Source organism: Asanoa siamensis, from assembly GCF_016862555.1.
In the GTDB taxonomy this organism is placed as follows: Bacteria; Actinomycetota; Actinomycetes; order Mycobacteriales; family Micromonosporaceae; genus Asanoa; species Asanoa siamensis.
Genome location: NZ_BONE01000079.1, coordinates 1 through 26,516 on the forward strand (window position 1 = coordinate 1; position 26,516 = coordinate 26,516).

27 protein-coding genes and 1 tRNA gene are annotated in these 26,516 nt (G+C 71.4%); 16 read left to right on the plus strand and 12 right to left on the minus strand.

Annotation, left to right across the window (positions count from 1 at the left end):
* The 4 genes from Asi02nite_RS33100 to Asi02nite_RS33115 all read right to left on the minus strand — a co-directional run.
* Positions 1 to 454: NUDIX hydrolase (locus Asi02nite_RS33100; protein ID WP_203717981.1), on the minus strand; the 454-nt coding region annotated here is incomplete at its 3' end.
* Positions 455 to 575: 121 nt separating this feature from the next.
* Positions 576 to 1,217: a TlpA family protein disulfide reductase gene (locus tag Asi02nite_RS33105; RefSeq protein ID WP_203717955.1), complete on the minus strand. Its 642-nt coding sequence runs from the start codon at positions 1,215 to 1,217 to the stop codon at positions 576 to 578.
* Positions 1,214 to 1,939: an endonuclease III gene (gene nth / locus Asi02nite_RS33110; protein ID WP_203717982.1), complete on the minus strand. Its 726-nt coding sequence runs from the start codon at positions 1,937 to 1,939 to the stop codon at positions 1,214 to 1,216. Before nth ends, Asi02nite_RS33105 begins: the two co-directional genes overlap by 4 nt.
* Positions 1,940 to 2,062: 123 nt before the next feature.
* Positions 2,063 to 2,740, minus strand: coding sequence for a Crp/Fnr family transcriptional regulator (locus Asi02nite_RS33115; RefSeq protein WP_089254691.1), 678 nt, complete (start codon positions 2,738 to 2,740; stop codon positions 2,063 to 2,065).
* 149 nt (positions 2,741 to 2,889) lie between these two features.
* Here Asi02nite_RS33115 and Asi02nite_RS33120 point away from each other — a divergent pair, with 149 nt between their 5' ends.
* From Asi02nite_RS33120 to Asi02nite_RS33165, 10 genes are all read left to right on the plus strand, one after another.
* On the plus strand, positions 2,890 to 3,561 hold the full coding sequence (locus tag Asi02nite_RS33120; protein ID WP_203717956.1) for an adenosylcobinamide amidohydrolase: 672 nt from the start codon (positions 2,890 to 2,892) through the stop codon (positions 3,559 to 3,561).
* 56 nt (positions 3,562 to 3,617) lie between these two features.
* Positions 3,618 to 4,784, plus strand: a complete 1,167-nt coding sequence (locus Asi02nite_RS33125) for a CapA family protein (protein WP_239127360.1) — start codon at positions 3,618 to 3,620, stop codon at positions 4,782 to 4,784.
* 86 nt (positions 4,785 to 4,870) lie between these two features.
* On the plus strand, positions 4,871 to 5,461 hold the full coding sequence (locus Asi02nite_RS33130) for a TetR/AcrR family transcriptional regulator (RefSeq protein WP_203717958.1): 591 nt from the start codon (positions 4,871 to 4,873) through the stop codon (positions 5,459 to 5,461).
* 12 nt (positions 5,462 to 5,473) lie between these two features.
* Entirely contained in the window at positions 5,474 to 6,256 is a 783-nt protein-coding gene (locus tag Asi02nite_RS33135) for a TIGR03084 family metal-binding protein (RefSeq protein ID WP_203717959.1), read from the plus strand.
* Positions 6,253 to 7,920 carry an acyclic terpene utilization AtuA family protein gene (locus tag Asi02nite_RS33140; protein WP_203717960.1) on the plus strand — a complete coding sequence of 556 codons (1,668 nt, stop codon included), beginning with the start codon at positions 6,253 to 6,255 and terminating at the stop codon, positions 7,918 to 7,920. The genes Asi02nite_RS33135 and Asi02nite_RS33140 overlap by 4 nt, the downstream gene beginning before the upstream one ends.
* Before the next feature lie 88 nt (positions 7,921 to 8,008).
* Positions 8,009 to 9,601 carry an acyl-CoA carboxylase subunit beta gene (locus tag Asi02nite_RS33145; protein WP_373312372.1) on the plus strand — a complete coding sequence of 531 codons (1,593 nt, stop codon included), beginning with the start codon at positions 8,009 to 8,011 and terminating at the stop codon, positions 9,599 to 9,601.
* 11 nt (positions 9,602 to 9,612) lie between these two features.
* Positions 9,613 to 11,637, plus strand: a complete 2,025-nt coding sequence (locus Asi02nite_RS33150; protein ID WP_203717962.1) for an ATP-binding protein — start codon at positions 9,613 to 9,615, stop codon at positions 11,635 to 11,637.
* A gap of 30 nt (positions 11,638 to 11,667) precedes the next feature.
* Complete coding sequence (locus Asi02nite_RS33155) at positions 11,668 to 12,828, plus strand: acyl-CoA dehydrogenase family protein (RefSeq protein ID WP_203717963.1); 1,161 nt, start codon at positions 11,668 to 11,670, stop codon at positions 12,826 to 12,828.
* A 44-nt stretch (positions 12,829 to 12,872) separates the two neighbouring features.
* Positions 12,873 to 13,295, plus strand: a complete 423-nt coding sequence (locus Asi02nite_RS33160; RefSeq protein WP_203717964.1) for a hypothetical protein — start codon at positions 12,873 to 12,875, stop codon at positions 13,293 to 13,295.
* Complete coding sequence (locus Asi02nite_RS33165; protein WP_203717965.1) at positions 13,292 to 14,776, plus strand: serine/threonine-protein kinase; 1,485 nt, start codon at positions 13,292 to 13,294, stop codon at positions 14,774 to 14,776. Before Asi02nite_RS33160 ends, Asi02nite_RS33165 begins: the two co-directional genes overlap by 4 nt.
* A gap of 8 nt (positions 14,777 to 14,784) precedes the next feature.
* On the opposite strand, the gene Asi02nite_RS33170 is transcribed toward Asi02nite_RS33165, so the two are convergent.
* On the minus strand, positions 14,785 to 15,237 hold the full coding sequence (locus tag Asi02nite_RS33170; protein ID WP_203717966.1) for a GatB/YqeY domain-containing protein: 453 nt from the start codon (positions 15,235 to 15,237) through the stop codon (positions 14,785 to 14,787).
* 25 nt (positions 15,238 to 15,262) lie between these two features.
* On the opposite strand from Asi02nite_RS33170, the gene Asi02nite_RS33175 reads away from it, so the two are divergent.
* From Asi02nite_RS33175 to Asi02nite_RS33185, 3 genes are all read left to right on the plus strand, one after another.
* Positions 15,263 to 16,156, plus strand: a complete 894-nt coding sequence (locus Asi02nite_RS33175; RefSeq protein ID WP_203717967.1) for a metallophosphoesterase — start codon at positions 15,263 to 15,265, stop codon at positions 16,154 to 16,156.
* Between the two features lie 58 nt (positions 16,157 to 16,214).
* Positions 16,215 to 16,291, plus strand: a tRNA-Pro gene (locus Asi02nite_RS33180).
* Between the two features lie 92 nt (positions 16,292 to 16,383).
* The gene (locus Asi02nite_RS33185) at positions 16,384 to 16,941 is read left to right on the plus strand and encodes a DinB family protein (RefSeq protein ID WP_203717968.1); all 558 of its coding nucleotides are present in this window, start codon (positions 16,384 to 16,386) and stop codon (positions 16,939 to 16,941) included.
* A gap of 1 nt (position 16,942) precedes the next feature.
* On the opposite strand, the gene Asi02nite_RS33190 is transcribed toward Asi02nite_RS33185, so the two are convergent.
* The 4 genes from Asi02nite_RS33190 to Asi02nite_RS33205 form a co-directional block, all read right to left on the minus strand.
* Positions 16,943 to 17,107 (minus strand): hypothetical protein, encoded by a 165-nt coding sequence (locus Asi02nite_RS33190; RefSeq protein WP_239127363.1) that lies wholly within the window; start codon positions 17,105 to 17,107, stop codon positions 16,943 to 16,945.
* 94 nt (positions 17,108 to 17,201) lie between these two features.
* On the minus strand, positions 17,202 to 17,648 hold the full coding sequence (locus Asi02nite_RS33195) for a hypothetical protein (protein WP_203717970.1): 447 nt from the start codon (positions 17,646 to 17,648) through the stop codon (positions 17,202 to 17,204).
* A 48-nt stretch (positions 17,649 to 17,696) separates the two neighbouring features.
* Positions 17,697 to 19,142, minus strand: a complete 1,446-nt coding sequence (locus Asi02nite_RS33200) for a diguanylate cyclase (protein ID WP_203717983.1) — start codon at positions 19,140 to 19,142, stop codon at positions 17,697 to 17,699.
* A 344-nt stretch (positions 19,143 to 19,486) separates the two neighbouring features.
* Positions 19,487 to 21,919 (minus strand): penicillin-binding protein, encoded by a 2,433-nt coding sequence (locus Asi02nite_RS33205; protein WP_203717971.1) that lies wholly within the window; start codon positions 21,917 to 21,919, stop codon positions 19,487 to 19,489.
* A gap of 517 nt (positions 21,920 to 22,436) precedes the next feature.
* Here Asi02nite_RS33205 and Asi02nite_RS33210 point away from each other — a divergent pair.
* Positions 22,437 to 22,733, plus strand: a complete 297-nt coding sequence (locus tag Asi02nite_RS33210; RefSeq protein ID WP_203704386.1) for a WhiB family transcriptional regulator — start codon at positions 22,437 to 22,439, stop codon at positions 22,731 to 22,733.
* On the opposite strand, the gene bagB is transcribed toward Asi02nite_RS33210, so the two are convergent.
* From bagB to Asi02nite_RS33225, 3 genes are read right to left on the minus strand one after another with little or no spacing between them, the layout of a single operon-like run.
* Complete coding sequence (gene bagB, locus Asi02nite_RS33215) at positions 22,720 to 23,865, minus strand: ArsA family ATPase (RefSeq protein ID WP_203717972.1); 1,146 nt, start codon at positions 23,863 to 23,865, stop codon at positions 22,720 to 22,722. The genes Asi02nite_RS33210 and bagB overlap by 14 nt on opposite strands.
* Positions 23,866 to 23,875: 10 nt before the next feature.
* Positions 23,876 to 24,853: an ATPase BagA gene (gene bagA / locus Asi02nite_RS33220; RefSeq protein ID WP_239127365.1), complete on the minus strand. Its 978-nt coding sequence runs from the start codon at positions 24,851 to 24,853 to the stop codon at positions 23,876 to 23,878.
* Positions 24,854 to 24,875: 22 nt separating this feature from the next.
* Positions 24,876 to 25,805, minus strand: coding sequence for an Rv0361 family membrane protein (locus tag Asi02nite_RS33225; RefSeq protein WP_239127368.1), 930 nt, complete (start codon positions 25,803 to 25,805; stop codon positions 24,876 to 24,878).
* An 85-nt stretch (positions 25,806 to 25,890) separates the two neighbouring features.
* On the opposite strand from Asi02nite_RS33225, the gene sp36 reads away from it, so the two are divergent.
* Positions 25,891 to 26,046: a Sp36 family protein gene (gene sp36, locus Asi02nite_RS33230; RefSeq protein ID WP_203704381.1), complete on the plus strand. Its 156-nt coding sequence runs from the start codon at positions 25,891 to 25,893 to the stop codon at positions 26,044 to 26,046.
* Positions 26,043 to 26,507: a RidA family protein gene (locus tag Asi02nite_RS33235; protein WP_203717973.1), complete on the plus strand. Its 465-nt coding sequence runs from the start codon at positions 26,043 to 26,045 to the stop codon at positions 26,505 to 26,507. The genes sp36 and Asi02nite_RS33235 overlap by 4 nt, the downstream gene beginning before the upstream one ends.
* The last annotated feature ends 9 nt before the right edge of the window (positions 26,508 to 26,516 follow it).

Genomic DNA, 26,516 nt, shown 5'->3' on the forward strand with positions numbered 1-26,516 from the left:
CCGGGTCCGCGAGTTCGTCGACCGGCAGCCGCGCCACGTGGGCTACCTCTGCCGGGTCTCGTGGTGCCACCGGGTGGGGGCGGTGCCACCAGGCCAGTACCGGCGTGACCAGGAAGTCACTCGCCGGGATCCAGAGGCGCGGCAACTCGGCCAGCAGCGTCACGCTGCTCGGGTCGAGGCCTACCTCCTCGTCGGCCTCCCGCAGCGCGGTCGCCGCCGGGTCGGCGTCGCCCGGGTCCGCTACGCCGCCCGGGAACGCCGGCTGGCCCGCGTGGTTCCGTAGCGTCGCCGCCCGCTGCAGCATCAGGATGTCGGGCCCGCCGTCGGGTTCCTCGCCGAGCAGCACCAGTACGGCGCTGTCGCGGCCCGCGCGTTCCGGTGTTTTCAGCCGTGTGAAGTCTTCCGCCCGTGCGCCGTGCAGGCGGTCGAGCAGCGGCGTGAACCAGGCCGGCAGCGCCGAATCCGGGCCCGCGTCGCGGCGCCGCGCGCCCACCCCGTCGGGCAGGCCCGCCGGGAACAGCCGTGGGCCGTCCTTGGGCGCGCCCCCGTTGACCCAGATCCCGTCGCGCCGGCTCTCAACCAACCGGGACCGCCACCCCGAGATACTGCTTGATCAGTTTGACCAGGCCCGCCTCGTCGAGCCGCGCGCCGTTGTAGAGGTGGGCCACCTTGCCCGCCGAGTCGACGAGCACGGTGACGGGGATGCCGGCCTGCTTGAGGCCGATGCGGACCTGCTCGCTCTGGTCGTAGACGCTCGGGTAGGTCAACCCGAACTCGGTGGCCATGTCCTCACCGTCGGACCGCTTGTCGCGGGTGTCGACGCCGAGGAAGTGCACCAGGCCGGCGGTGCGCGAGGCGACAGCGTTGAACGCCGGTAGCTCCTCGCGGCACGGCGTGCACCACGAACCCCACAGGTTGATCACCGCGGGCCCGCGGACGTCGGCCAGCCGCAGGTTGCCCCCACCGAAACACGACAGCGAGGCCGCGGGCAGCGCGATCGTAGTGACCGCGCCGCCGGCGGGTGCCGCGTCCTTGGGCGGCGTGGTCACCTCGCGGCAGTCGGCGAACGACGCCGCGGGTGCCTGCGCCGAGCCCGCGGGCTCCGCGTCGGTGGCCGACGAGGACGACGAGGACGACCGCTCGTTGCAGGACCGCACCCCGACGCCGGCCAGCACGCCGACCACGAGGAGCACGATGAGGGGCAGGTAGCGCTTCACGGGACGTCCGCCGTCAACGCCTGCTGCGGGACGACCGACGGGTCGACGCCGACGGCCTCGGCCAGCGCGGCCGCGCGTGGCCCCTTCAGCAGCTTGGCCGCCTGGACGGGATCGGTAGGCCCCGTGCCGTAGGAGGGGCAGAGCTTCGCGAGCGTGCAGGCACCGCAGGCCGGCTTGCGCGCGTGGCACACCCGACGGCCGTGGAAGATCACGCGGTGCGACAGCATGGTCCAGTCACGCTTGTCGAACATCGCGCTGATGGCGTGCTCGATCTTGACCGGGTCGGTCTCGGCGGTCCACCGCCACCGCCCGACCAGCCGCTGGAAGTGCGTGTCGACCGTGATGCCGGGCACGTCGAAGGCGTTGCCGAGGATCACGTTGGCGGTCTTGCGCCCGATGCCCGGCAGGCTGACCAGGTCGGGCAGGTTGGACGGCACCTCGCCGTCGAACCGCTCGACGAGTTGCTGGCCCAGCTTCATCACCGAGTCGGTCTTGTTGCGGAAGAACCCGGTCGGCTTCAGCGTGATCTCGAGCTCGGCCCGGTCGGCCGCCGCGTAGGCCGCCGCCGTCGGGTATTGCGCGAACACCTTGGGGGTGACCTCGTTGACCTTCTTGTCGGTGGCTTGCGCCGACAGGATCGTGGCCACCGCCAACTCCAGCGGGTTGCGGAAATCAAGCTCGCAGTGCGCGTCGGGATGCGTCTCCGCCAGGATGCGCCCCATCCGCCGAGCCCGCCGCTTGCGCCCGAGCTCGGTCTCCGCCTCGAACGCGGCTGTCTTCGTCACGTGCCAAAGACTATTCCGCACCCCCGACAACCCGCCGCGGGGCACAGCGGGGAAAGGGCGTCAGACCCGAGCCCGCCGCGCCAACCGCTCCGGGTCGAGGATGATGATGGACTTGCCGTCGAGGCGCAGCCACCCGCGGCTGGCGAAGTCGGCCAGCGCCTTGTTGACGGTCTCGCGGGACGCGCCGACGAGCTGGGCGATCTCTTCCTGCGTCAGGTCGTGGGTGACCCGCAGCACGCCGCCGTCGCGGGTGCCGAAGCGGCCGGCCATCTGGAGCAGGTTCTTCGCCACGCGACCGGGCACGTCGGTGAAGATCAGATCCGCCAGGGCGTCGTTGGTACGCCGTAGCCGGCGCGCCAGCACCCGCAGCAGCTGCTCGGCGATCTCCGGCCGGTTGTTGAGCCACGGCCGCAGCGCCTGCTTGCGGAGGCGCGCCAGGCGGGTGTCGGTGACCGCCGTGGCGGTCGCCGTGCGCGGGCCCGGGTCGAACAGCGACAGCTCGCCGACCATGTCGGACGGGCCCATCACCGCGATCAGGTTCTGGCGGCCGTCAGCGGCCCGCCGACCAACCTTGATCTTGCCGCTCAGCACGATGTAAAGGCTGTCGCCTGGTTCGCCCTCGTTGAAGACGATCTCGCCCTTGCGGGCCTCGATGGTCTCCATGTCCTTGGCGAGCGCCTCGGCCGCCTCCGGGTCAACACCCTGGAAGATGCCGCTACGGGCCAGAACCTCATCCATCGCGCACCTCAGTTCCACGAATGGCGCGGAAACCGCGCGCAAGTCAGTCTAGGCGTACGTGACGGCGAGCAGGCCCGGCAACCCCCGGATCGTGATCAGTCCATGTGCTGGCCCGACCGCCCGGTTGCCACCTGCCCTATCGTCGGCGCGTGCCGTTCAAGCCCATTCTTACCGCGCGCCAGGAGGACGGCGAAAGCATCCCCCTGCTCATCTGGCGGTTACCTGCCCCGATGCGCGCTGTCAGTTCGGCCCCGCTGGGCGGTGGCATCGGTCGCCGCGAATGGGTGCTCAACGCCACCGTGCCCATGTCGTACGCCCGGGAAGACCCACGGACGCACCTCCGCGAACTGGCTGCCGGTGTGGGCCTGACCGGCCCGGGTGTCGGCTTGTTGACCGGTGTGGACGTGGCGCAACGGGTTGCCGCGACGGATGATGCCGCCGAGGTGTGGGCCACCGTCGGCCTGGGCAGGCCGATCATGGCCGCCGCCGACCGCGCGATCCCGCGCCAGCACAGCCCGGGCACGATCAACATCATCGCCTTCGTCCCCATCAGACTCAGCGACGCCGCCCTGGTGAACGCTGTCGCGACGATCACAGAAGCCAAGGCCCAGGCCCTATGGGAACTCGGTCTGGCGGCGACCGGCACGGCCACCGACGCGGTCACGATCATCTGCCCGGACACCCCGAACCAACAGAGCCAGGAGCACGAGGCCGAGTACGGCGGCCCACTCTCCACGTGGGGTTCCCGCCTGGCCCGGGCCACCCACCGCGCCGTCCGCGAAGGCGGCTCCCGTCCCAAGATCCCCTGGTCGGAGCGGTAGTCCATCCCCCGCTCGGGGGTGCCCGAGGAAGCTTCGGGAACGGTATGGTGCCCGGCGTGTATCCCCTCGACACGCCGACGAAGCGCACCTGGCGCCCGGCCATCGTGGCCGGTGTGGCCGTCGCCGCCCTGCTCGGCGTCGCCGTCGTCGCGGTGGCCGCGGTGGCCAAGGGGAACGGCGCCCAGCCCGCCGTCTGGGTGGCGCCCGGCCAGTCGCCCCCCGGCAGCACCGGCACGCCCATCGAGGAGGCGGCCGAGGAGGAGCAGTCCATCTCGATGTCGGCCACCGGCGACATCATCATGGGCAACGCCCCCGGCAACCTGCCCGCCAACGGCGGCAAGGGCTTCTTCGACGGTGTCAAGAAGGACCTCGCCGCCGACCTCGTGATGGGCAACCTCGAGGAGCCGCTCACCGAGGACACCGGGCGTTCGAAGTGCGGGCCCGACTCGACCGGCTGCCACCAGTTCCGGGCCCCGCCCGGCTACGCCAAGCACCTCAAGGACGCCGGCTTCGAGCTGCTCAACCAGGCCAACAACCACGGCAACGACTACGGCCCCGACGGCTACACCAACACGCAGGACGCCCTGGAGAAATACGGCCTGCAGCACACCGGCGCGCCCAACCAGATCACGGTCGCCGACGTCGAGGGCGTCAAGGTCGCCGTGGTCGGCTTCTCCTCGTACGCCTGGAACAACAGCCTCATCGACATCGACGGCGGCAAGGAACTCGTCGCGAAGGCGGCGAAGGAGGCCGACCTCGTGGTGGTCCAGGTGCACATGGGCGCCGAGGGCTCCGGCAAGACGCGGGTCAAGCCCGGCACCGAGATGTTCCTCGGCGAGAACCGCGGCGACCCCGTCAAGTTCTCCCACGCCATGATCGACGCGGGCGCCGACCTGATCGTCGGCCACGGGCCGCACGTGCTGCGCGCGATGGAGTTCTACAAGGGCCGGTTGATCGCCTACAGCCTCGGCAACTTCGCCGGTGGCGGCGGCACTCTCAACCGTTCCGGGCCGCTCGGCCTCGGCGCGGTGCTCAAGGTGGAGCTGACCAGGGACGGCACCTGGGTCGACGGCAGCGTGGTCTCGACGCGGATGAACAGCGCCGGCAAGCCGGTCACCGACCCCGACGGCGACAGCCTCGACATGCTCGCCGACCTGAGTCAGAAGGACTTCCCGAAGACCGGCCCCGAGTTCGACAACGCCGGCCGGATCAGCCCCCGCTGAGCCCAGCAGCACCATTAACGGCACAAGACAGCACCCGCAAAACAAGCAGGCTTGACTGTTTGTTTCCCCGCCGCCATGCTCGGGATGTGCGGACCCCGCAGCAGGAGCGCAGCCGGGTGACCCAGGCCCGGCTCCTCGACGCGGCCGTCGACAGCCTGGTCGAGCTGGGCTGGGCCGGCACCACCACGACCGTGATCGCCGAGCGGGCCGGCGTCTCCCGCGGCGCCCAGCTGCACCACTACCCGACCAAGGCCGCCCTCGTCATGGCCGCCGTCGAGCACCTCGCCGACCGCCGCGCGGCCGAGATCCGCGCCGAGGCCGCCACCCTGCCGGCCGGGGCCAGACGGGTCGACCGGGTCATCGACATGCTGGCCGCCGCCTTCACGGGCCCGCTCTACGCCGCCGCCCTCGAGGTCTGGGTCGCCGCCCGCACCGATCCCGAGCTCAGGGCGGCCCTCGTGCCGGTCGAGGCCCGGGTCGGCCGCGAGCTGCACCACCTCACCGTCGAGCTGCTCGGCGCCGACGAGCGCCGCCCCGGCGTCCGCGAGTCCGTGCAGGCGACCCTCGACCTCATGCGCGGCCTCGGGGTGGCCAACCTGCTCTCCGACGACGCCGCCCGCCGCGCGACCCTGCTCCGCGAGTGGAAGCGCCACCTGGCCGCCGTGATCCGGGACTGAAGGAGGACCAACGTGGTCGAGCTCGCCGCCCTGCTCTCCGACCTCGACGCCGAGACCACGGCGGTCGACGCCCTGCTCACCAACAGACCGGCGGCGGACTGGGCGCGCCCGACTCCCAGCCCCGGCTGGACCGTCGCGCACCAGATCGCCCACCTGGCCTGGACCGACCACGCCGCCCTGCTCGCCACGACCGACGACGCCCAGTTCGTCGCCCTGCTCGCGCCGCTCGCCGACGACCCCGACCGGATCGTCGACAAGGGAGCTGAAAGCTTCCTGAAGCCGCCCGACGAGCTGCGGCAGCACTGGCTCGACGGCCACAAGCGGCTCACCGAAGCGTTGCGGGACGCGCCGCCCGGCAAGCGGATCCCCTGGTTCGGCAACCTGATCACCCCACAGTCGATGGCCACCGCCCGCCTGATGGAGACCTGGGCGCACGGCCTCGACATCGCCGACACGCTCGGCACGACCCAGGAGCCGACCGAGAGGCTGCGACACATCGCCTTCCTCGGCTTCCGTACCCTCGGCCACTCGTTCCTGGCCCACGGCAGGCGCACGCCGGACGAACCGGTGCGGGTCGAGCTGGTCGCTCCCGACGGCAGCGAGTGGGCCTTCGGCCCGGAGACAGCGACCAACCGGCTGACCGGGCCCGCACTGGACTTCTGCCTGCTGGTCACGCAGCGCCGCAGCCCGGCCGACCTGGCCCTGGAGACGACCGGCCCGATCGCGACCGAATGGCTCCAGGTCGCGCAGGCCTTCGCCGGCCCGCCCGGAGCCAAGCGGGAGGCGAGTCGATGATCCGCATCGGCAACGCCTCGGGCTTCTACGGCGACCGCCAGAGCGCCTGGCGGGAGATGCTCGACGGCGGCGACCTCGACGTGCTGACCGGTGACTACCTGGCCGAGCTGACCATGCTGATCCTCGGCCGCGACCGGGCCCGCGACCCGGCGCTCGGTTACGCCCGCACCTTCCTGCGCCAGCTCCACACCACCCTGCGCACCGCGCTCGACAAGGGCGTCACGCTCGTCACCAACGCGGGCGGGCTGCATCCGGCCGGGCTCGCGAAGGCGATCGAGTCGCTGGCCGAAGAGCAGGGCCTGAGACCCCGCATCGCGTACGTCGAGGGCGACGCGCTGCCGCTGCCGGACGCGCTGACCGCCAACGCCTACCTCGGCGCGTTCGGCATCGCCGCCTGCCTGGACGCTGGTGCCGACATCGTGGTCACCGGTCGCGTCACGGACGCGGCGCTGGTCGTCGGCCCGGCCGCCGCGCACCACGGCTGGTCCCGCGACGATTTCGACGCCCTGGCCGGCGCGACCGTCGCCGGCCACGTGATCGAGTGCGGTGCGCAGGCGACGGGTGGCAACTTCAGCTTCTTCACCGAGCTGCCCGACGGCGCCTACCGCCCGGGTTTCCCCATCGCGGAGGTCGCCGAGGACGGGAGCTGCGTGATCACCAAGCACCCTGGCACCGGCGGCGCCGTCACGGTCGAGACGGTCACGGCACAACTCCTGTACGAGATCGACGCCCCCGCCTACCTCGGCCCCGACGTGGTCACCCGGCTCGACACGGCCGTCCTGCGCCAGCAGGGCCCCGACCGGGTCGCGATCACCGGCGTCCGCGGCACCCCGCCTCCGCCCACCCTCAAGGTCGGCGTGGCCAACCTCGGCGGCTTCCGCAACGCGATGACGTTCGTGCTCTGCGGGCTCGACATCGAGGCCAAGGCCGCGCTCGTACGCAGCCAGCTCGAGGACGCGGTCGGCAAGGACGGCCTGGAGTTCACCCTGGCCCGCACCGATCACCCCGACGCCGTCGACACCGAGGCGGCCAGCGCCCTCTTGCACGTACACCTGAAGGACCAGGACCCGAAGCGGGCCGGGCGCGCGTTCTCGGCCGCCGCCGTCGAGTTGGCGCTGGCGTCCTACCCGGGGTGCACGTTGACCACCCCGCCGGGTGACGCCGCCCCGTTCGGGGTCTTCACCGCCGACACGGTCCCGCAGGAGGGGGTCAACCACACCGCGGTGCTGGCCGACGGCAAGCGCGTCACGATCCGCCCGCCGGCCCGCACCGCGGAATACCAGGCGACTCCCCAGCGGCAGTCCCCGGCGACGCAGCCGGGCAAGACCACCCGGGTCCCGCTCGGCACGCTGCTCGGCGCCCGCTCGGGCGACAAGGGCGGCGACGCCAACCTCGGCGTCTGGGCCCGCACCGACGCGGCGGCCGCCTGGCTGCTGGGCTGGCTGACCACAGAGCGGCTCCACGAGCTCCTGCCCGAGACGGCCGCGTTGACCGTCGATCGGCACGAGCTGCCCAACCTGCGCGCGGTCAACTTCGTGATCCGCGGCCTGCTCGGTGCGGGCGTCGCGGCGAGCACGCGCTTCGATCCGCAGGCCAAGGCGCTCGGTGAGCTGTTCCGGGCCCGCGTCGCGGAGGTGCCGGCGAAGCTGCTGGGGCCGGCGTGAGATTCGACATCCGTGTCTGGCCCACCGAGACGCTCGTTACGGAGGTGGCAATGGCCAAGAACGCCTGTGAGGGGTGCGCGTGACTGTCATGGAGACTGCGGTCGACCCGCGCAACCCGTCCTACCTGGAGAACCGCTCGGCGATGCTCGAGCGCCTCCACGAGTACGACGACGCGCTGGACGACGCCCGGGCCGGCGGTGGGGACAAGTACGTCACCCGCCACCACGCCCGCGGCAAGCTGCTCCCCCGCGAGCGGATCGAGTTGCTCCTCGACCAGGACGCACCGTTCCTGGAGCTGTCACCCACGGCGGCGTGGGGCACCGACTTCCCGGTCGGCGCCAGCGTGGTCAGCGGCATCGGCGTCATCGAGGGCGTCGAGTGCGTGATCGTCGCCAACGACCCGACGGTCCGGGGCGGCGCCATCAACCCGTACGCGTTGAAGAAGACCCAGCGGGCCGGCGAGATCGCCCTGGTCAACCGTCTGCCGCTGGTCAACCTGGTCGAGTCCGGCGGCGCCGACCTGCCGACCCAGGCCGAGATCTTCATCCCGGGCGGCGGCGTCTTCCGCGACCTGACCCGCCTGTCGGCCGCCGGCATCCCGACGATCTCGGTGGTGTTCGGCAACGCCACGGCGGGCGGCGCCTACGTGCCCGGCATGTCCGACTACACGATCATGGTGCGGCACCAGGCCAAGGTCTTTCTCGCCGGCCCGCCGCTGGTCCGGATGGCCACCGGCGAGATCACCGACGACGAGTCGCTCGGCGGCGCCGCGATGCACGCCAACACGAGCGGCCTCGCCGACTACCTCGCCGAGGACGAGCGCGACGGCCTGCGGCTGGCCCGGCAGGTGGTCCGGCGGCTCAACTGGCGCAAGCAAGGCCCCGGGCCGCGCACGCTCAACCCGGAAAGCCCGAAATACGACGTCGAGGACCTGCTCGCCATCGCGTCCGCCGACCAGCGCAACCCGTTCGACCCCCGCGAGGTGCTCGCCCGCGTCCTCGACGGCAGCGAGTTCGACGAGTTCAAGCCCGGCTACGGCACCGCGCTCGTGACCGGCTGGGGTGAGCTGCACGGCTACCCGGTCGGCGTGCTCGCCAACGCCCGCGGCGTGCTGTTCTCCGAGGAGTCGCAGAAGGCGGCGCAGTTCATCCAACTCGCCAACGCGACCGACACCCCGCTGATCTTCCTGCAGAACACGACCGGCTACATGGTCGGCGCGGAGTACGAACAGCGCGGCATCATCAAGCACGGCGCCCTGATGATCAACGCGGTGGCCAACTCGCGGGTCCCGCACATCACGGTCAACCTGGGTGCCTCGTACGGCGCCGGCAACTACGGCATGTGCGGCCGCGCGTACGACCCCCGGTTCCTGTTCACGTGGCCCAACGCGAAGTCCGCGGTGATGGGCCCGACGCAGCTCGCCGGGGTGCTCTCGATCGTGGCGCGGCAGGCGGCCGAGGCCAAGGGCCAGCGCTACGACGAGGACTCCGACCAGGCCATGCGGATGATGGTGGAGCAGCAGATCGAGTCCCAGTCGACGGCGCTGTTCCTCTCCGGGCGGCTCTACGACGACGGGATCATCGATCCGCGCGACACGCGTACCGTCCTCGGGCTGTGTCTGTCGGCTATCCACAATGCACCGCTCAAGGGCGCCGAGGGCTTCGGCGTCTTCCGGATGTGAGGGCTTCGCCAATGATCCGCAGACTGCTGGTGGCCAACCGGGGTGAGATCGCCCGCCGGATCTTCGCCTCGTGCCGGCTGGTCGGCATCGAGACGGTCGCCGTCTACTCCGACGCCGACGCCGACTCGCCGCACGTGGCCGAGGCCGACTACGCCGTGCACCTGCCGGGCAACGCGCCGACCGCGACCTACCTGCGCGGTGACCTGATGATCGGCGCCGCGCGGAAGACCGGCGCCGACGGTATCCACCCGGGATACGGGTTCCTGTCGGAGAACGCCGACTTCGCCGCCGCCGTCATCGACTCGGGGCTGACCTGGGTCGGGCCGCCGGCGAAGGTGATCGCCGCGATGGGCTCGAAGATCGAGGCGAAGCAGCTCCTCGCCGACGCCGGCATCCCGATGCTGCCCACCTGGTTCGACCCGGACCGCGTCACCGAGTTCCCGGTGCTGGTCAAGGCGTCCGCCGGTGGTGGCGGCCGGGGCATGCGGATCGTGCACGAGCGCGAGTCGCTGGGCGAGGCGATCGCCTCGGCGCGGCGCGAGGCCGCGCTGGCCTTCGGCGACGGCACGATCTTCCTGGAGCGCTACGTCGAGAGCGCCCGGCACATCGAGGTGCAGATCCTCGCCGACAACCAGGGCACCGTGGTGCCGTTCGGCGAGCGGGAGTGCTCGATCCAGCGGCGCTACCAGAAGGTCATCGAGGAGTCGCCGTCGCCGGTGGTCACGCCGCAGCTGCGCGAGCAGCTCTGCGCGGCGGCGGCCACCGCGGCCCGGGCCGTCGGCTACGTCGGCGCCGGCACGGTCGAGTTCCTCGTCGACGCGGTCGGTGGCGGCTTCTACTTCCTGGAGATGAACACCCGGCTCCAGGTCGAGCACGCGGTGACCGAGCTGATCACCGGCTTCGACCTCGTGCAGCTCCAGCTCCTGGTCGCCGAGGGCAACCCGTTGCCGCTCAACGCCCCGCCGGGGATGCGCGGGCACGCGATCGAGGTGCGGCTGTGCGCCGAGGATCCGGCCGCCAACTGGCTGCCGTCGACCGGCACGCTGCACCGGTTTCACATCCCGCAGGTCATGGGCGAGTTCAAGGCGCTGGCGGCGCCGGGCCTGCGGCTCGACTCGGGCGTGCGGGACGGCTCGGTCGTGGGCGTGCACTACGACTCGATGCTGGCCAAGCTGATCGCCTGGGCGCCCACCCGGGCCGACGCCGCCCGGCTGCTCGCCGGTGCCCTGGCCCGCGCCGAGATCCATGGCGTGACGACCAACCGTGACCTGCTCGTGCGTACGCTGCGGCACCCGTCCTTCCGAGCGGGCGACACCGAGACCGCGTTCCTGGACCGGCACCCCGAGGTGTTCGCCCCGCTGCTCAGCTCGGTCGACGCGGTCCGGGTGTCCTGCCTCGCCGCGGCCCTGGCCAGCGCCGAGCACCGGCGGGCGAGCGCACCCGTGCTGGGCACGCTGCCGTCCGGCTGGCGCAACGTGCCGTCGCGATCGCAGACCACCGTGTACGACGGCCCGGCCGGCCCGGTCGAGGTCGGCTACCGCCTGGACCGGGGTGGCGACCTCGTCAACTGGTGGGTCCGGGCGGTCGACCCCGACGACCCGGATCTGGGCGGGCTCGGCCAGCCGCCGGCCACCGACGACCACCCGCCGGCCCAGGTCGTCTCCGCCACCCCGGAGGCCGTCGCCCTCGACGTCAACGGCATCCGGCTGATGTTCACGGTCCGCCGGGTCGGCGAGATGTCCTACGTCGACAGTCCCGAAGGCTCGGTCGCGCTGCAGGAGCTCCCCCGGTTCCCGCTGCCGACCGCCGCGCTGGCCGAGGGTTCGCTGGTCGCACCGCTGCCCGGGCACGTCAGCCGGGTCATGGTGGTGCCGGGCCAGCGGGTCCGCCCGGGCGAGCTGCTGATGACGCTCGAGGCGATGAAGCTCGAGCACCCCGTTTACGCGCCATCCGCCGGGTACGTCGCCTCGCTGCCGGTCGGCCCCGGCTCGCAGGTGGAGACCGGAGCCGTGTTGGCGGTCCTACGCCCCGAATAACACCGTCTAGCGAGTCGGAGGCCACCCCTCATGAACTTCGACCTCACCCAGGAGCAGAACGACCTGCGCGAAGCCGTGTCGGCCCTCGGCCGGCGCTACGGCCACGAGTACTTCATCGGCAAGGCCAAGGCCGGTGAGCACACGACCGAGCTGTGGGCCGAGGCCGGCAAGCTCGGCTACCTCGGCGTGAGCATCCCCGAGGAATATGGCGGCGGTGGCGGCGGCATCACCGAGCTGACCGTCGTCTGCGAGGAGCTCTCCGCCACCGGCTCGCCGTTGCTGCTGCTGGTGGTCTCGCCGGCGATCGTGGCGACGATCCTGGCCCGGCACGGCACCGACGCGCAGCGGGCCGAGTTCCTGCCGCGGCTGGCCGACGGCTCGCTGCTGATCGCGTTCGCGATCACCGAGCCGGAAGCGGGCTCCAACTTCCACCGGCTGGGCACGGTGGCCCGCCGCGACGGCGACGACTGGGTGCTCAACGGCCGCAAGTGCTTCATCTCCGGCGTCGACCACGCCGACTACGTGATGGTGGTGGCCCGCACCGAGGACGCCTCGACCGGTCGGCTGATGCCGGCGCTGTTCCTGGTGCCCACCGACGCCGCCGGCCTGACGAGGTCGCAACTGGACATGGAGATCGTCTCGCCGGAGAAGCAGTGGTTGCTCTACCTCGACGACGTGCGGCTGCCGGCTGAAGCCCTCGTGGGTGGGTCGACCGACGCCGGGTTGCCGGCGCTGTTCGCCGGGTTGAACCCCGAGCGGATCACGGTGGCCGCGATGAGTGCCGGGACCGGCCGCTATGCCCTGGACCGGGCCTCGAGATACACGGCCACCCGGCAGGTGTGGGGCCGGCCGATCGGCACGCACCAGGGTGTCGCCCACCCGCTGGCGCACGCGGCGATCCAGGTCGAACTCGCCCGGCTGATGGTCTACAAGGCTGCCGCGCTCTACGACGCCGGTCGCGACCTGGAGGCGGGCGTGGCGGCCAACATGGCCAAGTACGCGACCGCCGACGCCGCCGCCCTCGCCGTCGACACGGCCATCCAGGCGCACGGCGGCAACGGCATGACGACGGAGTACGGCGTGGCCACCTTGCTCGGTGCCGTGCGCGCCGGCCGCATCGCGCCGGTCAGCCGGGAGATGATCCTCAACTTCGTCGCGCAACACGTACTCGGTCAGGAGAAGTCGTACTGACAGAGCGTTGATCATCATGGGTGGAGATGCTTGGATCTTCAAACATGAGGCTTCCTCGCTCTCCGGCCGGCTGGACGATGGCCGTCTTCGGCGTGCTCGCGATCATCATGGGCGTGACCGGCCTGGTCAGTCCGGACACCCTGTTGAAGAGCCTCGGTTTCGAGGTGCTCGCCAGCCGGCCGGCGGGCGACTACACGAAGACGTTCATGGCGGCATCCTCGATGGCGTCGCTGAACATGGGCGTCTACTACCTGGTCGCGGTCGCGACCGAGTGGCGGCCGTTCTACCTCTTCACGGTGATCTTCCGGCTCGTGACGTTCACGGTTTTCACGATCCTGGTGGTCACCGAGGCCGCTCCGGGCCGCTTTTTCGGCGTCGCGCTCTGGGAAGGGCTCGGCGCGGTGGCCACGGGTGTCGCATTGTGGTTCGAACGGAAGCGGAGGACTTCGGTACCTTCTAACCCGTGAACGGCACATCACCTGGCGCGCTCCCGCTGCCAGTTGTGCCCGGCTTGACCGGTTTGTCGGTGTTCGCCCGCGGCGGCTACGCGACCGTCTACCGGGCGGAGCAGGCCTCGGTCGGCCGCGAGGTGGCCGTCAAGGTCGAAAACCGCACGCTCGACACCGACCGCGATCAACGGCGCTTCCTCCGCGAGGCGCGCGCTGCCGGCCGGATGTCGTCGCATCCGCACGTCGTGGACCTCTTCGACGCGGGCGTGACGGCCGACCGGCACCCCTACCTGATCATGGAGCTCTGCGACGGTTCGTACCTCGAACGGATGAAGAGCTCGCCGCTCTCGGCGGCCGAGTCCCGGGACGTCGGCGTCAAGATCGCGGACGCGCTGGCCGACGCGCACCAACTCGGTGTGCTGCACCGCGACGTCAAGCCGGCCAACATCCTCTACTCGCGGTTCAACGAGCCGGCGCTGGCCGACTTCGGCCTGGCCGTGCTGGCCGAGGTGCGCGACTCGTCGGTGACGCTGGAGGTGCTGACCCCGGCGTACGCGGCGCCCGAGATGTTCCGGCACAGCGAGCCGGCGCCGGCCGGTGACGTCTACGCGCTCTGCGCGACGCTCTACGCGATCATGCGGGGCAAGCCGCCGCGGTGGCGCGACGACCGGGATCCGAGCCTGGTCACGCTGATGGAGATGTTCACCGAGCGGATCCCGGACCTGCCGGGCGTGCCGCCGGCCTATCTGGAGCTGCTGCGGCAGGGCATGGCCAACGACCCGGCCCAGCGGCCGTCGGCCGAGGAGCTGCGGGACCGGCTGGCCGGGCTGGCGATGGACGATTTCGGGCCGGCCCGGCCGACCTCTGGTGCGCCGGTCTCGGGTGGCGGGGTGTCGTCGAGCAATCCGTCGGTCTACGTGTCGCGGTCCTACACGCCGCCGCAGCCGGCGCACGACGACCACCCGACCGTGCCGGGCGAAGGCCGGCGCAGCCGCCGCCGGTGGTGGTGGGGCGGGCTGGGGATGGTCGCGCTGCTCGCGATCGGCGGCCTGACCGCCTGGTACGCCTCGACCGGGCCGCCCGACACCGACCCGGTCGGCCAGCAGACGCCGCAGGCCACGGCCACGCAGAGCGGTGCTGCGTCGTTGGGGCAGCAGCCGATGCCGGGCTGCGTGGTCGACCTGCCGGGCGGCGACTGTCCGGACGAGCTGGAGTGCTACGGCGACCGGCCGGTCGAGCGGGTCTCCTGCTCCGGCGCGCACACCTGGGAGGCGTTCGCGATCGGCCGGATGCCCGCGGCGGTGACCACTGTGGACCAGCTCCGCACCGATCCCGCGGTGCGCCGGCTCTGCGGCCCCGCCACCTTCTCGGCGGTGACGCTGCGGATGGACGTGCGGGACTGGACGCTGGACGTGCTGCCGTCCGCGGCCGACGGCACCTACCGGTGCCTGGCGGGTCGCGGCCCGGACGCGTTGTCCGGGCCGACGCTGTCCCGTTAGGTTCGCCGCTAGCCGAGCTGGCGCCGCACCTCGGCCGCCACCCGGCCGCCCTCGGCCCGCCCGGCCACGGCGGCCTGGGCGGCCTTCATGGCCGGCCCCATCTGCGCCTTGCCGGTGAACGCCCCCTGCGCCAGCGCACCGGAGACCAGCTCGGCGAGCTCCTCGTCGGAGAGCTGCTTGGGCAGGTAGCGGTCGAGCACCTCACCCTCGGCGGTCTCCTTGGCGGCCTGCTCGGCCCGACCGGCCTCGGCGAAGGCGGTGGCCGCCTCGCGGCGCTTCTTGGCCTCCTTGGTGAGGACGCCGAGCACCTCGTCGTCGGTGAGCTCGCGCTTCTCCTTGCCGGCCACCTCGGCGTTGCCGATCGCGGCCAGGGCCATCCGCAGGGTCGACGTCGTCATCTCGTCGCGGGCCTTGAGGGCCGCGCGCATGTCGGTGGTGAGGACGTCCTTGAGCGTGCTCATGAAGCCACAAACTACCCTGGAACCCATGCGAAAGCGCACGGTATTCCGGCTGGCGGCCGGCACGGCGGCGGCCGGAGCGGCCACCTTCGCCTACGCGTCCCTGGTGGAACGCAACCTGTTCACCCTCCGGCGGTTCGACGTGCCGGTGCTGGCGACCGACGCCGAGCCGCTGCGCGTCCTGCACCTATCCGACCTGCACATGATGCCGGACCAGCGGCGCAAGCAGCGCTGGGTGGCGGGCCTCGCCGGCACCGACCCGGACCTCGTGGTCGTAACGGGCGACAACATGGCCAACCCGGGCGCCGTACCCGGTGTGATGCGGGCCTTGCAGCCGCTGCTGGACGTGCCGGGGGCGTTCGTCTTCGGCTCCAACGACTACCGCGGGCCGGTCTTCAAGAACCCGTTGAGCTACTTCGACGAGGACCGCGAGTACGTGCAGGGCGTGGAACTGCCGTCGGAGGAGCTGCGCGCGGTGCTGACGGGTGCGGGCTGGGCGGACCTGAACAACGCGCGTACGACGCTCAAGGCGGGCGGACGCCTCGTCGAGCTGGTCGGGGTGGACGACCCGCACGTCGAACGCGACGACTACGCCTCGGTGGCGGGCCCGGCCTCACCGGCGGCGGACCTGCGCGTGGCGCTGACCCACACGCCCGAGCCCCGCGTCCTGGACGAGATGGCCCGCGACGGCTTCGACCTGCTGCTGGCGGGCCACACCCACGGCGGCCAGGTCCGCGTGCCTTTCGTAGGCGCCCTGGTGACCAACTGCGACCTGCCCCGCTCGATGGCGAGGGGCCTGCACCACTGGCCGGGCAGCACGTCCTGGCTGCACGTCTCGGCGGGCCTGGGCACCCACCCCACGGCCCCGATCCGCTTCGCCTGCCGCCCGGAAGCGACGCTGCTCACGCTCATCCCCCGCTGACACCGCCATACCGAATTTGACCCGGGTGGGCGGTGGGCTAGTATTGCCCGGCACGCATCGGGGTGTGGCGCAGCTTGGTAGCGCGCTTCGTTCGGGACGAAGAGGTCGTCGGTTCGAATCCGGCCACCCCGACCATGTGCCCAGGACCGGTTCTCTCGCCAGAGAGACCGGTCCTGACTCGTTTCCACGACCTTGCCAGGATCGGCCGCGTCTGTTGGGCTGCCGGCATGTCCGCGCCATCGGCACGCGCCCGCCGCGTCTTCTGGGTTGACCCCGCGAACGACCCGCGCAACACCGACGAACCGCCGGTGGGCGAGGTGACGACGCTGCGCCAGTACCTCGACCACTACCGGATGACCTTCGAGATGAAGTGCGACGGGCTCACGCCGGACCAGCTCGCGACCCGGTCGATCCCGCCGAGCACGATGAGCCTGCTGGGACTGGTCCGGCACCTCGCCAAGATCGAGCACCACTGGTTCCGCCGCACGCTCGGCGGGCAGGGCGACCTGCCGGCGCTGTACTCCACCGCGGACGAGCCCGACCTCGACTTCGACGGGGCCGTCGGGACGGCCGAGTGCGTCGCGGACGCGTGGGAGTCGTGGCGGCGCGAAGTGGCTTACGCGCGCGAGGTCTACGCCCGCTTCGCCGACCTCGACGAGACCTTCGTCCCGGGCGAGCCCTTCGAGGTGCGCGGCGTGGTCGTGCACATGATCGAGGAGTACGCCCGCCACTGCGGCCACGCCGACCTGCTCCGCGAGTGCGTCGACGGCCGCACGGGGCAGTGACTCAGCGCCCGCCGAGGAGCGGGTAGGCCCGTTCGATCGCGACCAGGGCCGACACCATTGCCGGGAGGTCGGTCTGGTCGAGGCCGTCGATCGTGAACCGGAGCCAGTTGCCGTCCCAGTGGTCGTCGGCGTCGGCGTGCACCCGTCCCAGGACGCGCACTGTCACGCGGTCACCGTGGGGACGCCCGACTATGAGTTCCAGGGCTTCGGCCACGGCGCTGATCATGCCAGGGTCCGGCGGCGCGTCGCGGTCGCTGCCGTCAGTCCAGGCAGCGGACGTGTACGGCGACGTGTTCCACGTGTTGGCCCGCGGTGGCGCGGTGCAGCACGTCCAACTCGACGCGGCGATGGACATCCGCGGCTTCGGCGAGGCACGTCGGGTAGGTCGAGTCGCCGTGCACCGTGCCGCCGGCGTCCTCCCAGTTGTCCGCGATGATCGAGTAGAAGACGTCACCCTTCGACGGGTAGCGGCGCTGCTCGTCTCCGTCGGCCCGGAAGGCGACCAGCCGGGTCTCCTGGTTCGACCAGGTCACCGTGCCGACGAGGTGTTCGGTCCGGGCCAGGTACGGGTCGTCCGCCAACCACATGCCGCCGGCGCCGAGGATCGCGCCCGCGCCGAGCAGCCCCACCACCGCCAGGACGCGCCATCCACGCGGCGGAGTCGCCGCCGGCAAAGTGGGGGCCGCATCATCGGTCGTCGTCAGCATGGGCGCAGGTTATGCGCCGGCGGCCTGCCCCGTTGCCCCGTGCTCGACTTAAGCCGTGCGGCCCGTCGAGGCTCCCGGGGCCAGGCGGGCGCCGTTGCGGCCGTCGCGCTTGACGCCGTACATCGCCGCGTCCGCGCGGCGGAGGGCGCGTTCCGGTGGCTCGTCCTCGTCGACCAGGGCGACCCCGATGCTCACGGTACGGCCGATCGCCCGGGCCGCCGCCGTCAGGCGGTCCGCGATCGTCATCGCCTCGCTCGGGTGGCGCACCTCCAGGACAGCCACGAACTCGTCGCCGCCGAGGCGGAACAGCTCGTCCGCGTGGCGGAGCGCGTGCTTGAGCGCACGGGACAGGGCGACGAGGACCGCGTCGCCCTCCTGATGGCCGTACGTGTCATTGATGACCTTGAACTGGTCGATGTCGATCGCCAGCAGCGCCGTGCGGCCCGGGGTGGCCGAGCGGATCCGCTCGTTGAACGGGCCCTGGTGCCGTAATCCGGTCAGCGGGTCGGACATGGCCAACTCCCGCAACTGCGCGAGCGTACGCAGGCGGTCCAGGTTGGCCCAGGCGTGCGCCGCGAGCATCTCCATCAGGTTGACCGTCGACGGGTCGGGTTCCATGGTGCGCTCGTCGGCGATCAACATGACGCCGCCCGCGTCCGCGGGCCCGACCGGCACCCCGATGAGGGTCGCCACGCCCGCGGCGAGCAGCGGCCGATAGACCTGCGGCGGGCAATGGTCCTTCTCACCCAGGGTGTACGACGAGCCGTGCCTGTGCGCCAGCATCACCATCTCGAGCAGCGTCGACTCGGGCAGCCCCGCCATCACCTGGCGCAGCCTGGCCTCGAAGTCGTTGGGGAGCACGGTCGGCATGCCGACCCGGATCCGCTCGCCGTCGCCCATCACCAGCACCGCGGCGTCGAGGCCCGACAGGTCGCGGGCGGCGTCGTTCGCGGCCGCCATCAGCTCCCACTCGGTGGCAGCCGTCGTCAGCGCGCCCGCGTGCCGCAGCAGCTTCTCGCTGCTGTTCTCGGCGGGCGGGCCCCCGAGCCGAGTGATCCGGTCGCCGAGGCAGGCGGCCACCGCTTCGACCACCGCGCGGGCGTTGTCCACGTCCACGGCGGTCCGCCACTCGACGTTGAGCACGCCGATCGGCCGGTCGGTCGTGTCCAGGAGCGGGGCACTGACCTCGAGTTGTACGCCCTGGGCGCCGACCGGGATGTAATCCGGATCCGCGCTGACAGCGGTGACGGTCTGTGTCCGGCCGGTGCGGAAGGCGCGGCCGCAGACGCCGCGGCCCGCCCGCACGGTGGTGAACACCTGCCACGCGCCGGACGCCGCGATGCAGCGCAGGTTGTCACGCACGGGCAGCAGGGCAGCCGACATCGCGCCGGTGTGGGCGCTGAGTGTCGTCACGGTCACCCGGCAGGCGTCCTCCGCCGACGAGGCGCGGGTCAGGCGCGCCGTCACGTCGCGGACGATGCGTTCTTGCTCCAGCACGGCAACTCTCTGGTCGGTGACGTACCGCGAAGTCGAGGGATCTTCGCAGCCTACCGACTGTAGCCGGGCGGTCGCGGCGTGCGGCGCGCAGTGTAGGGACAAACCGGGTCATCCCGGATGCTGGGTGAGCGGTCTCACGATGCGGGCGGAACGGGAACAAGCCCGCCGGCAGACACCGACGAGCCTGTCTGGCCTGCGGTTTCTCGGCCCGCGCCCGCGCGGGCGGGCGCGGAGGCACGGGCATCACGCCCGCGGGCCGGCGCGGAGGCACGGACATCACGCCCGCGGGCCGGCGCGGAGGCACGGGCGCCGCGCCCGCGCCGTGCCGCGCCGGCGCTCCGTCAGCCGCCGGGTCTGCCCGTGCCGGGTCGGCCCGGGCCGTTGCCCGGTGGGTTGCCGCCCGGACCGCCGCCCTTGCCGTTGCTGACCTGGATGACCACCACGCCGCCCTTGATCGTGCGGCCGTCCGGCGACGTGCCGGCCGCGGTGCCCGCCGGGCAGCGCGAGTCGACCGGGCTGTTGTCGACGTCGACCTCGAAGCCGGCCGCTCGGATCCGGGAGCGGGCCGAGTCGATCGAGGAGCACTCGACGTTCGGGATCGAGCGCTGGTCACCGTTGATCATCTTGCTCGTGCCGGGTGGCGTGAAATTCTTGCTCGGCACCTTCATCGCCCGCATGCCGTCGCGCAGCGTCTCGTAGACCGCCGGGTTGACGATGCCGTGCTCCATGTCGTGCGGCGTGTCCGCGTAGTCCGGGTCGGCCAGGATGCCCGCCACCGAGAGTTGCTTGGTCATCGTGACCAGCGACGCGGTCTTCTCACCGTCGGTCGTGCCGGACTTGCCGGCCACCGGGAAGCCCACGACGTCGCGCACGTTGCCGGCCGTCGCGCCCGTGCACCGCGAGGTCGAGGAGCGGTCGCCCAGCGGGCACCGGGCCGCGTCGACGGCCGCGCGCGCGACCTGCACGTCGAGCGCCTTGCGGCAGCGCGAGTTGGCCACGTCGAGCTTGGCGCCGTCCGGGGCGACGATCTCCACGACCGGGTTGGGCTCGCAGTAGGTGCCGTCGGCGGCCAGCGTCGCGTACGCGTTGGCCAGGTCGAGCGGCGTCGTCGACGAGACGCCCAGCGTGAAGGCACCCCACTGGTCGGCGTAGTCCTTGTTGTTGGCGTACCGCGCGTCGCTCTTGGAACGGAACTTGATGCCCATCCGCTTGGCGGCGTCGACCACGTTGGCCGCGCCGGCCTGCTCCTCGAGCGGCACGAAGAACGTGTTCACGGAGCGACCGAAGCCGGACCACATGTTGTGCACGCCGGCCATGCTCTTGCTGGCGTTCTGTGGACAGTATTTGTTGGTGCCGCGACAGGCGCTCGGCCCGTTGAACTCCACGATGTACTTCGACTGGTACTGCTCTTTCGCATTGATCGTGTAGCCCAGCGGATAGCCCTTTTCGAGGGCCGCCACCAGCGTGAAGATCTTGAAGGTCGAGCCGGCCTGATAGCCCGTGATGTCACCGCCACCCGACAACAGCGGGTTGGTCGTGTTGGGGTAAGTGCCGCGGACCTTGCGCTTCTTCTTGGCCGGGTCGGTGGAGAGCCCGTTCTGCGCGCTGTCGGCCGCGTCGAGCTTGTAGTTGCGGTTGACGGCCAGCGCGCGGACGTAACCGGTGCCGGGCTCGATGGCCGCGACCATCAGTGCGTTGGGGTGGTTCTTGGCCGTTTTGTAGTATTGCTCCACATTGGCCTTGGCCGCGTCCTGCACACCCGGGTCGAGCGACGTGACGATCTTGTAGCCGCCGCTCTTGAGCCGCCGCTCGCGGTCATAGGTGGTGGCGCCGAACGCCTCCTGGTCCATCCACCAGCGGTAGAAGAAGTCGCAGAAGAAGCCCCAGCTGTTCTTGGTGGTCGCCACGCAGCCGTTGGGGGCCCGCTTGCCCTTGACCGTCAGCTTGACCGCCTTGGCCTTGTCGCGCTCCTCGGCGGTGATCGCACCGATCTCGAACATGTTGTCGATGACGTAGTTGCGCCGGTCGACCGCGTACGGGTAGCCCTTCTCGGTGGTCGGGTCGTACAGCGTCGGGGCCTTCACCATGCCGGCGAGCATGGCGGCCTCGTCGACCGTGAGGTCCTTGGGCAGCTTCGAGAAGTAGACCTGGGCCGCGGCGTAGATGCCGTAGGCGCCACTGCCGAACGGCGCGGTGTTGAGGTAGCGCTCGAGGATCTCGTCCTTGCCCAGCTCTTTGTCGATCTGGAGCGCGTACCGCATCTCCCGGATCTTGCGCTGCGGGGTGTCCTCGGTGGCGGCGACCACGTCCTGCGGGTCGGTCGCCGAGTAGGCGATCGCGAGCCGGACGTATTGCATCGTCAGGGTCGACGCGCCCTGCGTGGTCTCGCCGGCCTGGTTGTTGGCGACGAACGCCCGGCCGATGCCCTTGATGTCGACGCCGTTGTGCTTGTAGAAGTCGTGGTCCTCAGCGGCGATCATCGCCTGCTGCATCGTCTTGGCGACTTCCTTGAGCGGCACGTCGCGCCGGTTCTCGTCATACATCGTCGCGAGCGGCGTCTTGCCGTTGCGCGCGTAGATGTAGCTGATCTGCGGCGGGCGCTTGAGAGTCAGCTCGGTGGGCAGCTTGTCGAAGGTCTCGACACCCGCCTTGGCGGCCAGCCCGGACATGGCGACCGCCGGGAACGCGGCGGCCGCGACGACCACCCCGGCGAGCACGCCACAGATGATCAGCGATGCGGCGTTGGCGAAAATGTTGTGATCACGTCGCCGCATCCAGCTTTTTTTGCGGGGCTTCCCAGCCTGCGCACTCGGCTCACTCACCCCGCCAGGGTACGGGAACGCACAACAATCTCGCGTCCCGCGTTAGGGGCGACAACCTCGCAGGCAACATGAGACGGCAAAAGACGACGCGCCGGCAGGCACGTCCTTCCGGGGGCGCCCTCGTTGATGTGTTATGCGCACGCTCCGGCGACCGGTCGCAACCGGCCTTGAGGATTCTGCCGGACTGCTGTGGCTCGTGTTGGCTTTTGACCGAATCCAACCAAGATTTTCCGCGTACGGGACATCTTGGCCGGCCCGTTATCGGGTAGGCGAAGAGTGTCCCAGTTGTGATGTATTTATCTGACAACGTTGCGTAATCAGACGACTACGGAGCATGATGGTCCGGCGAGTATCGCGCGCCACCCGCCGTTTCCCGGGGGATACGGATTGGCGGGTGACCGGGGGCAACACCTGCCGACTCGAGGTCGGGGTGGGTTCGGCAGCGGACTGCAAGGGGGGACGTGGACTGATGGGCATGATCACGGACTGGCCGACTTTGGCGGCATGCCAGAACGGAGACCCGGACGCGCTTTTCGTACAGGGCGCCGAGCAGAACGTCGCGAAGCGGATCTGCCGGAGTTGCCCGGTGCGATACGAGTGCCTGGCCGACGCGCTGGACAACCGCATCGAGTTCGGCGTCTGGGGTGGGATGACCGAGCGCGAACGGCGGGCCCTGCTGCGGCGCCATCCGCAGGTGGCCAGTTGGCGCAAGATGTTCGAGGCCGCGCTTCGCAACAAGGACAAGTCGCCAGTCATGGCTGGCTGATAGCCGCGCCGATCGTCCGCAGCCCGTCGATGTCGTGCACATCGGCGGGCTGCGCCGTCACCGCCACCGTCGGCACGTGCGGGAACTCGGCGGAGAAGCCGGCGGTGACCGCGCGCTCCCGGTCGGCGAGCGCCGCGAGCGAGGCGTGGATGCGCAGCGCCTCCGCCGTCGGTGCCTGCTCGCCGGACTCGTCGAGCCCGGCCGCGGCGGCCAGGCTGGCGTCGGCGCCCAGCCCGGGCACCTGGCTCCGGTGCACCCGGTTGACGACCAGGCCGGCCAGCGGCATGCGCTCCTCGCCCAGCCGGCGGGCGAAGTAGGAGGCCTCGCGGACGGCGTCCGGTTCCGGCGTCGCGACGACCAGGAACGCCGTCTCGTCGGCCTGCAGGATCTGGAAGGTCTGCTCGGCGCGCTGACGGAAGCCGCCAAACATCGAGTCGAGGGCAGCAACAAACCCTGACAAATCAGTCAAGAGCTGCGCCCCGAGAACTTTCTGGACGACCCTGGAGAACACCCCGAACGACGCCGTCACCAGGCCGAACACGCTGCGCCCACCGGCCCGGGCCGGTGCCAGCAGCAGGCGCAGCATCTTGCCGTCGAGAAACCGGCCCAGCCGGGCCGGTGCGTCCAAGAAGTCGAGCGCCGACCGGGAGGGCGGGGTGTCCACCACGATCAGGTCCCACTCGCCCTGGGCGTGCAGGTGGCCCAGCTTCTCCATGGCCATGTACTCCTGCGTACCGGAGAAGGTCGAGCTCATCGCCTGGTAGAAGGGGTTGGCGAAGATCTCCGCCGCCTTCGCCGGATCGGTGTGCGCGAGCACCACCTCGTCGAAGGTGCGCTTCATGTCGAGCATCATCGCGTGCAGCGAGCCGTCGCCACCCTCGCTGACGCCCTTGACCGGGCGGGGGGTGTTGTCGAGCTCGGTCAGGCCGAGCGACTGGGCCAGCCGGCGGGCGGGGTCGATGGTCAACACCACGGTGCGCCGGCCGTGCTGCTCGGCGGCCCGCAGGGCCAGGGCGGCGGCCGTCGTGGTCTTGCCGACCCCACCCGAACCGCAACAGACGACGATGCGGACGCCCGGATCACTCAGGATCCGGTCGACGTCCAGCCGCGGGGGGTGTAGATCCGAAGACACATGCCCGAGTTTATGGGGTCGGAGCAGCTAACAACGCGGCGGCGAGCAGGTCGAGGCCCGCGCGATCCACTCCACCGCTCAACAACGGCAGCTCCAGCACCGGCCGGCCCAGCTCGGCGAGGTCGCCGCGGAGGGAGTCCTCCAGCTCCTGGCGGGTGCGGTGATCACGGACCTCGGCGTACAGGCCGGTCACCGTGGCCTTGTCGGTGGGCAGGCCGGCGGCGGTCAGCCCGCGGCGCAACTCGGCCTGGGTGACCTTGCCGACGGCGGCCAGCGGCGTCTGCGCCTCGTTGACGATCACCTGCCCGACCGGGATCCGCAGCCTGGTCAGCTCGTCGATCGCGTCGACCGTCTCCTGGACCGGCATCTCCTCGAGCAGTGTGACCACGTGTACGGCGGTCATCGGCGACCGGAGCAGGGCCTGGACGCCGTCGCTCTGCGTCTTGATCGGCCCGACCTTGGCGAGCTTGGCGGTCTCCGCGGTGACGTTGAGGAAGCGGCCGATCCGGCCGGTCGGCGGCGCGTCGAGCACGACCGCGTCGTACACCCGATGGCCGTTGTGGGTCCGGGTCGTCGACTCCTTGACCTTGCCCGTGAGCAGCACGTCCCGCAGGCCCGGCGCGATGGTCGTGGCGAAGTCGATGGCGCCCAGCCGGCGCAGGGCCCGGCCCGCGGCACCCAGCCGGTAGAACATCTCGAGGTATTCGAGGAGCGCTTCCTCGGCGTCGATGGCCAGCACCTTGACCTCGCCGCCGCCGGCCGCACCGGTGATCCGCCGCTCCTCGTAGGGCAGGGGCGGCGTGCCGAAGAGCTGGGCGACGCCCTGCCGGCCCTCGACCTCGACCAGCAGCGTCCGGCGACCGCCGGCGGCCAGGGCCAGGGCCAGGGCGGCGGCGACGGTGGTCTTGCCCGTGCCGCCCTTGCCGGTCACGATGTGCAACCGCGCCGGCCAGAGGTCGGCACGCCGGCCGGTCGCGGGTCTCGTCACGATGCAAGCGTAAGCGGACAGGTCAGCCGACGTCGCAGACCCACCAGCCGGTCTGCTGGACGAGCGTGAAGCGGAGCTGCTGGGCGGCGCTGCGGTCGTCGGCCGTGAGCACGGTCAGCCGGGTCGAGACGACCGCCCGGGTGGCGTCCTGCTGCTCCACCTTGGGCGGGTCCCAGCGGTACCTGGGGCTCGGGTAGGTCCGCGCGTACCGCTGCACCTCTTCGATCTTGTCCTGGAGGACGCGCTGGTCGCGGGCGTCGGAGCAGACGAGCGCGGCGGCGGCGGCCGCGTTCTGGTCGACGTAGACGGCGTCGAGGAAGCTCTCGACGGCCGCCACGGGCTCGGCCGCGCCCTCGCCGGTCTCGCCGTCGCGGAGCACGAGGAAGGCGGTGACGCCGCCACCGCCACAGAGCAGGAGCGCGGCCAGTGCGATCGCCGTGATCAGGAGGCCGCGCCGGCGGGGCTTCGGGGGTGGTGGATAAGCGGTCGGGGGTACGTCGGGCGCGGTGGGCCAGGGAATGGCGTTGCCTTGTGGCGCCTCGACGGGCATCGGCGGGGTCTGGTGGGTCGGCGCGGGTGGCTGGGTCGGCGCGGCTGGCTGGGTCGGCGCGGGTGGCTGGGTCGGCGCCGTTTGCGGCTCGTTCGGGTTCCAGGCCGGGGGTGTCCAGAGCGGGGCCGGTGTGGGTGGTGCGCTGATCGGGGCCGGTGGGGCGGTTCTGATCTCCTGCGTACGGTCCGGCTCGGCCTCGTGGTCCCGGGCGGCGGGCGGCGCCGGGGCGGGGGCCGGCGGGGCGGCCGAGGGCGGCGCTGGCGGCTGGTCAGGGGCCGGGCCTGCCTCGGGTGTGGGTGGCGGCGGCGCGGGGCTCGCCTGCGGCGGCGGAGGCGGCGGCACGGCGGGGCGTTCGGCGCCCTCGTCGGGTCGGCTCTCCTGTCCCTCGGGCGGCACCGTCATGGTCTCCCCAGTCCTCCGTCGAGCCGTCGCCGAGCAGGGTAGCCGACCTCGGCCCGCCCTGATCGGCACCGGTAACCTCGGCCGCATGCAGAAATGGGAGTACGCGACCGTGCCGCTGCTGGTCCACGCGACCAAGCAGATTCTGGACAACTGGGGTGAGGACGGCTGGGAGCTGGTCTCCGTCATTCCCGGCCCCAACCCGGAGCAGCTGGTCGCCTACATGAAGCGGCCGAAGTCGTGACCTCTCCGCACGAGAAGCTCGCGGAGCTGGGCCTCACCCTGCCCGAGGTCGTGCCTCCGGTCGCCGCGTACGTGCCGGCCGTGCAGTCGGGCAACTACGTCTACATCTCCGGCCAGCTCCCGGTCGCCGGCGGCGAGCTGCTGGCCACCGGCAAGGTCGGCGCCGAGGTCACCGCCGAGAAGGCCCGCGAGCTGGCCCGCCAGTGCGGTCTCAACGTGCTGGCCGCGATCGACGCCCTGGTCGGCCTCGAATATGTCGTCAAGGTGGTCAAGGTCGTCGGCTTCGTCGCCTCGACGCCGGGCTTCACCGGCCAGCCGACCGTCGTCAACGGCGCCTCGGAGCTGTTCGGCGAGGTGTTCGGCGAGGCCGGGCGGCACGCCCGCAGTGCGGTCGGCGTCGCCGAGCTACCGCTCGACGCCCCGGTCGAGGTCGAGGCGATCGTCGAGGTCGCGACCGCCTGACCTGCGGTT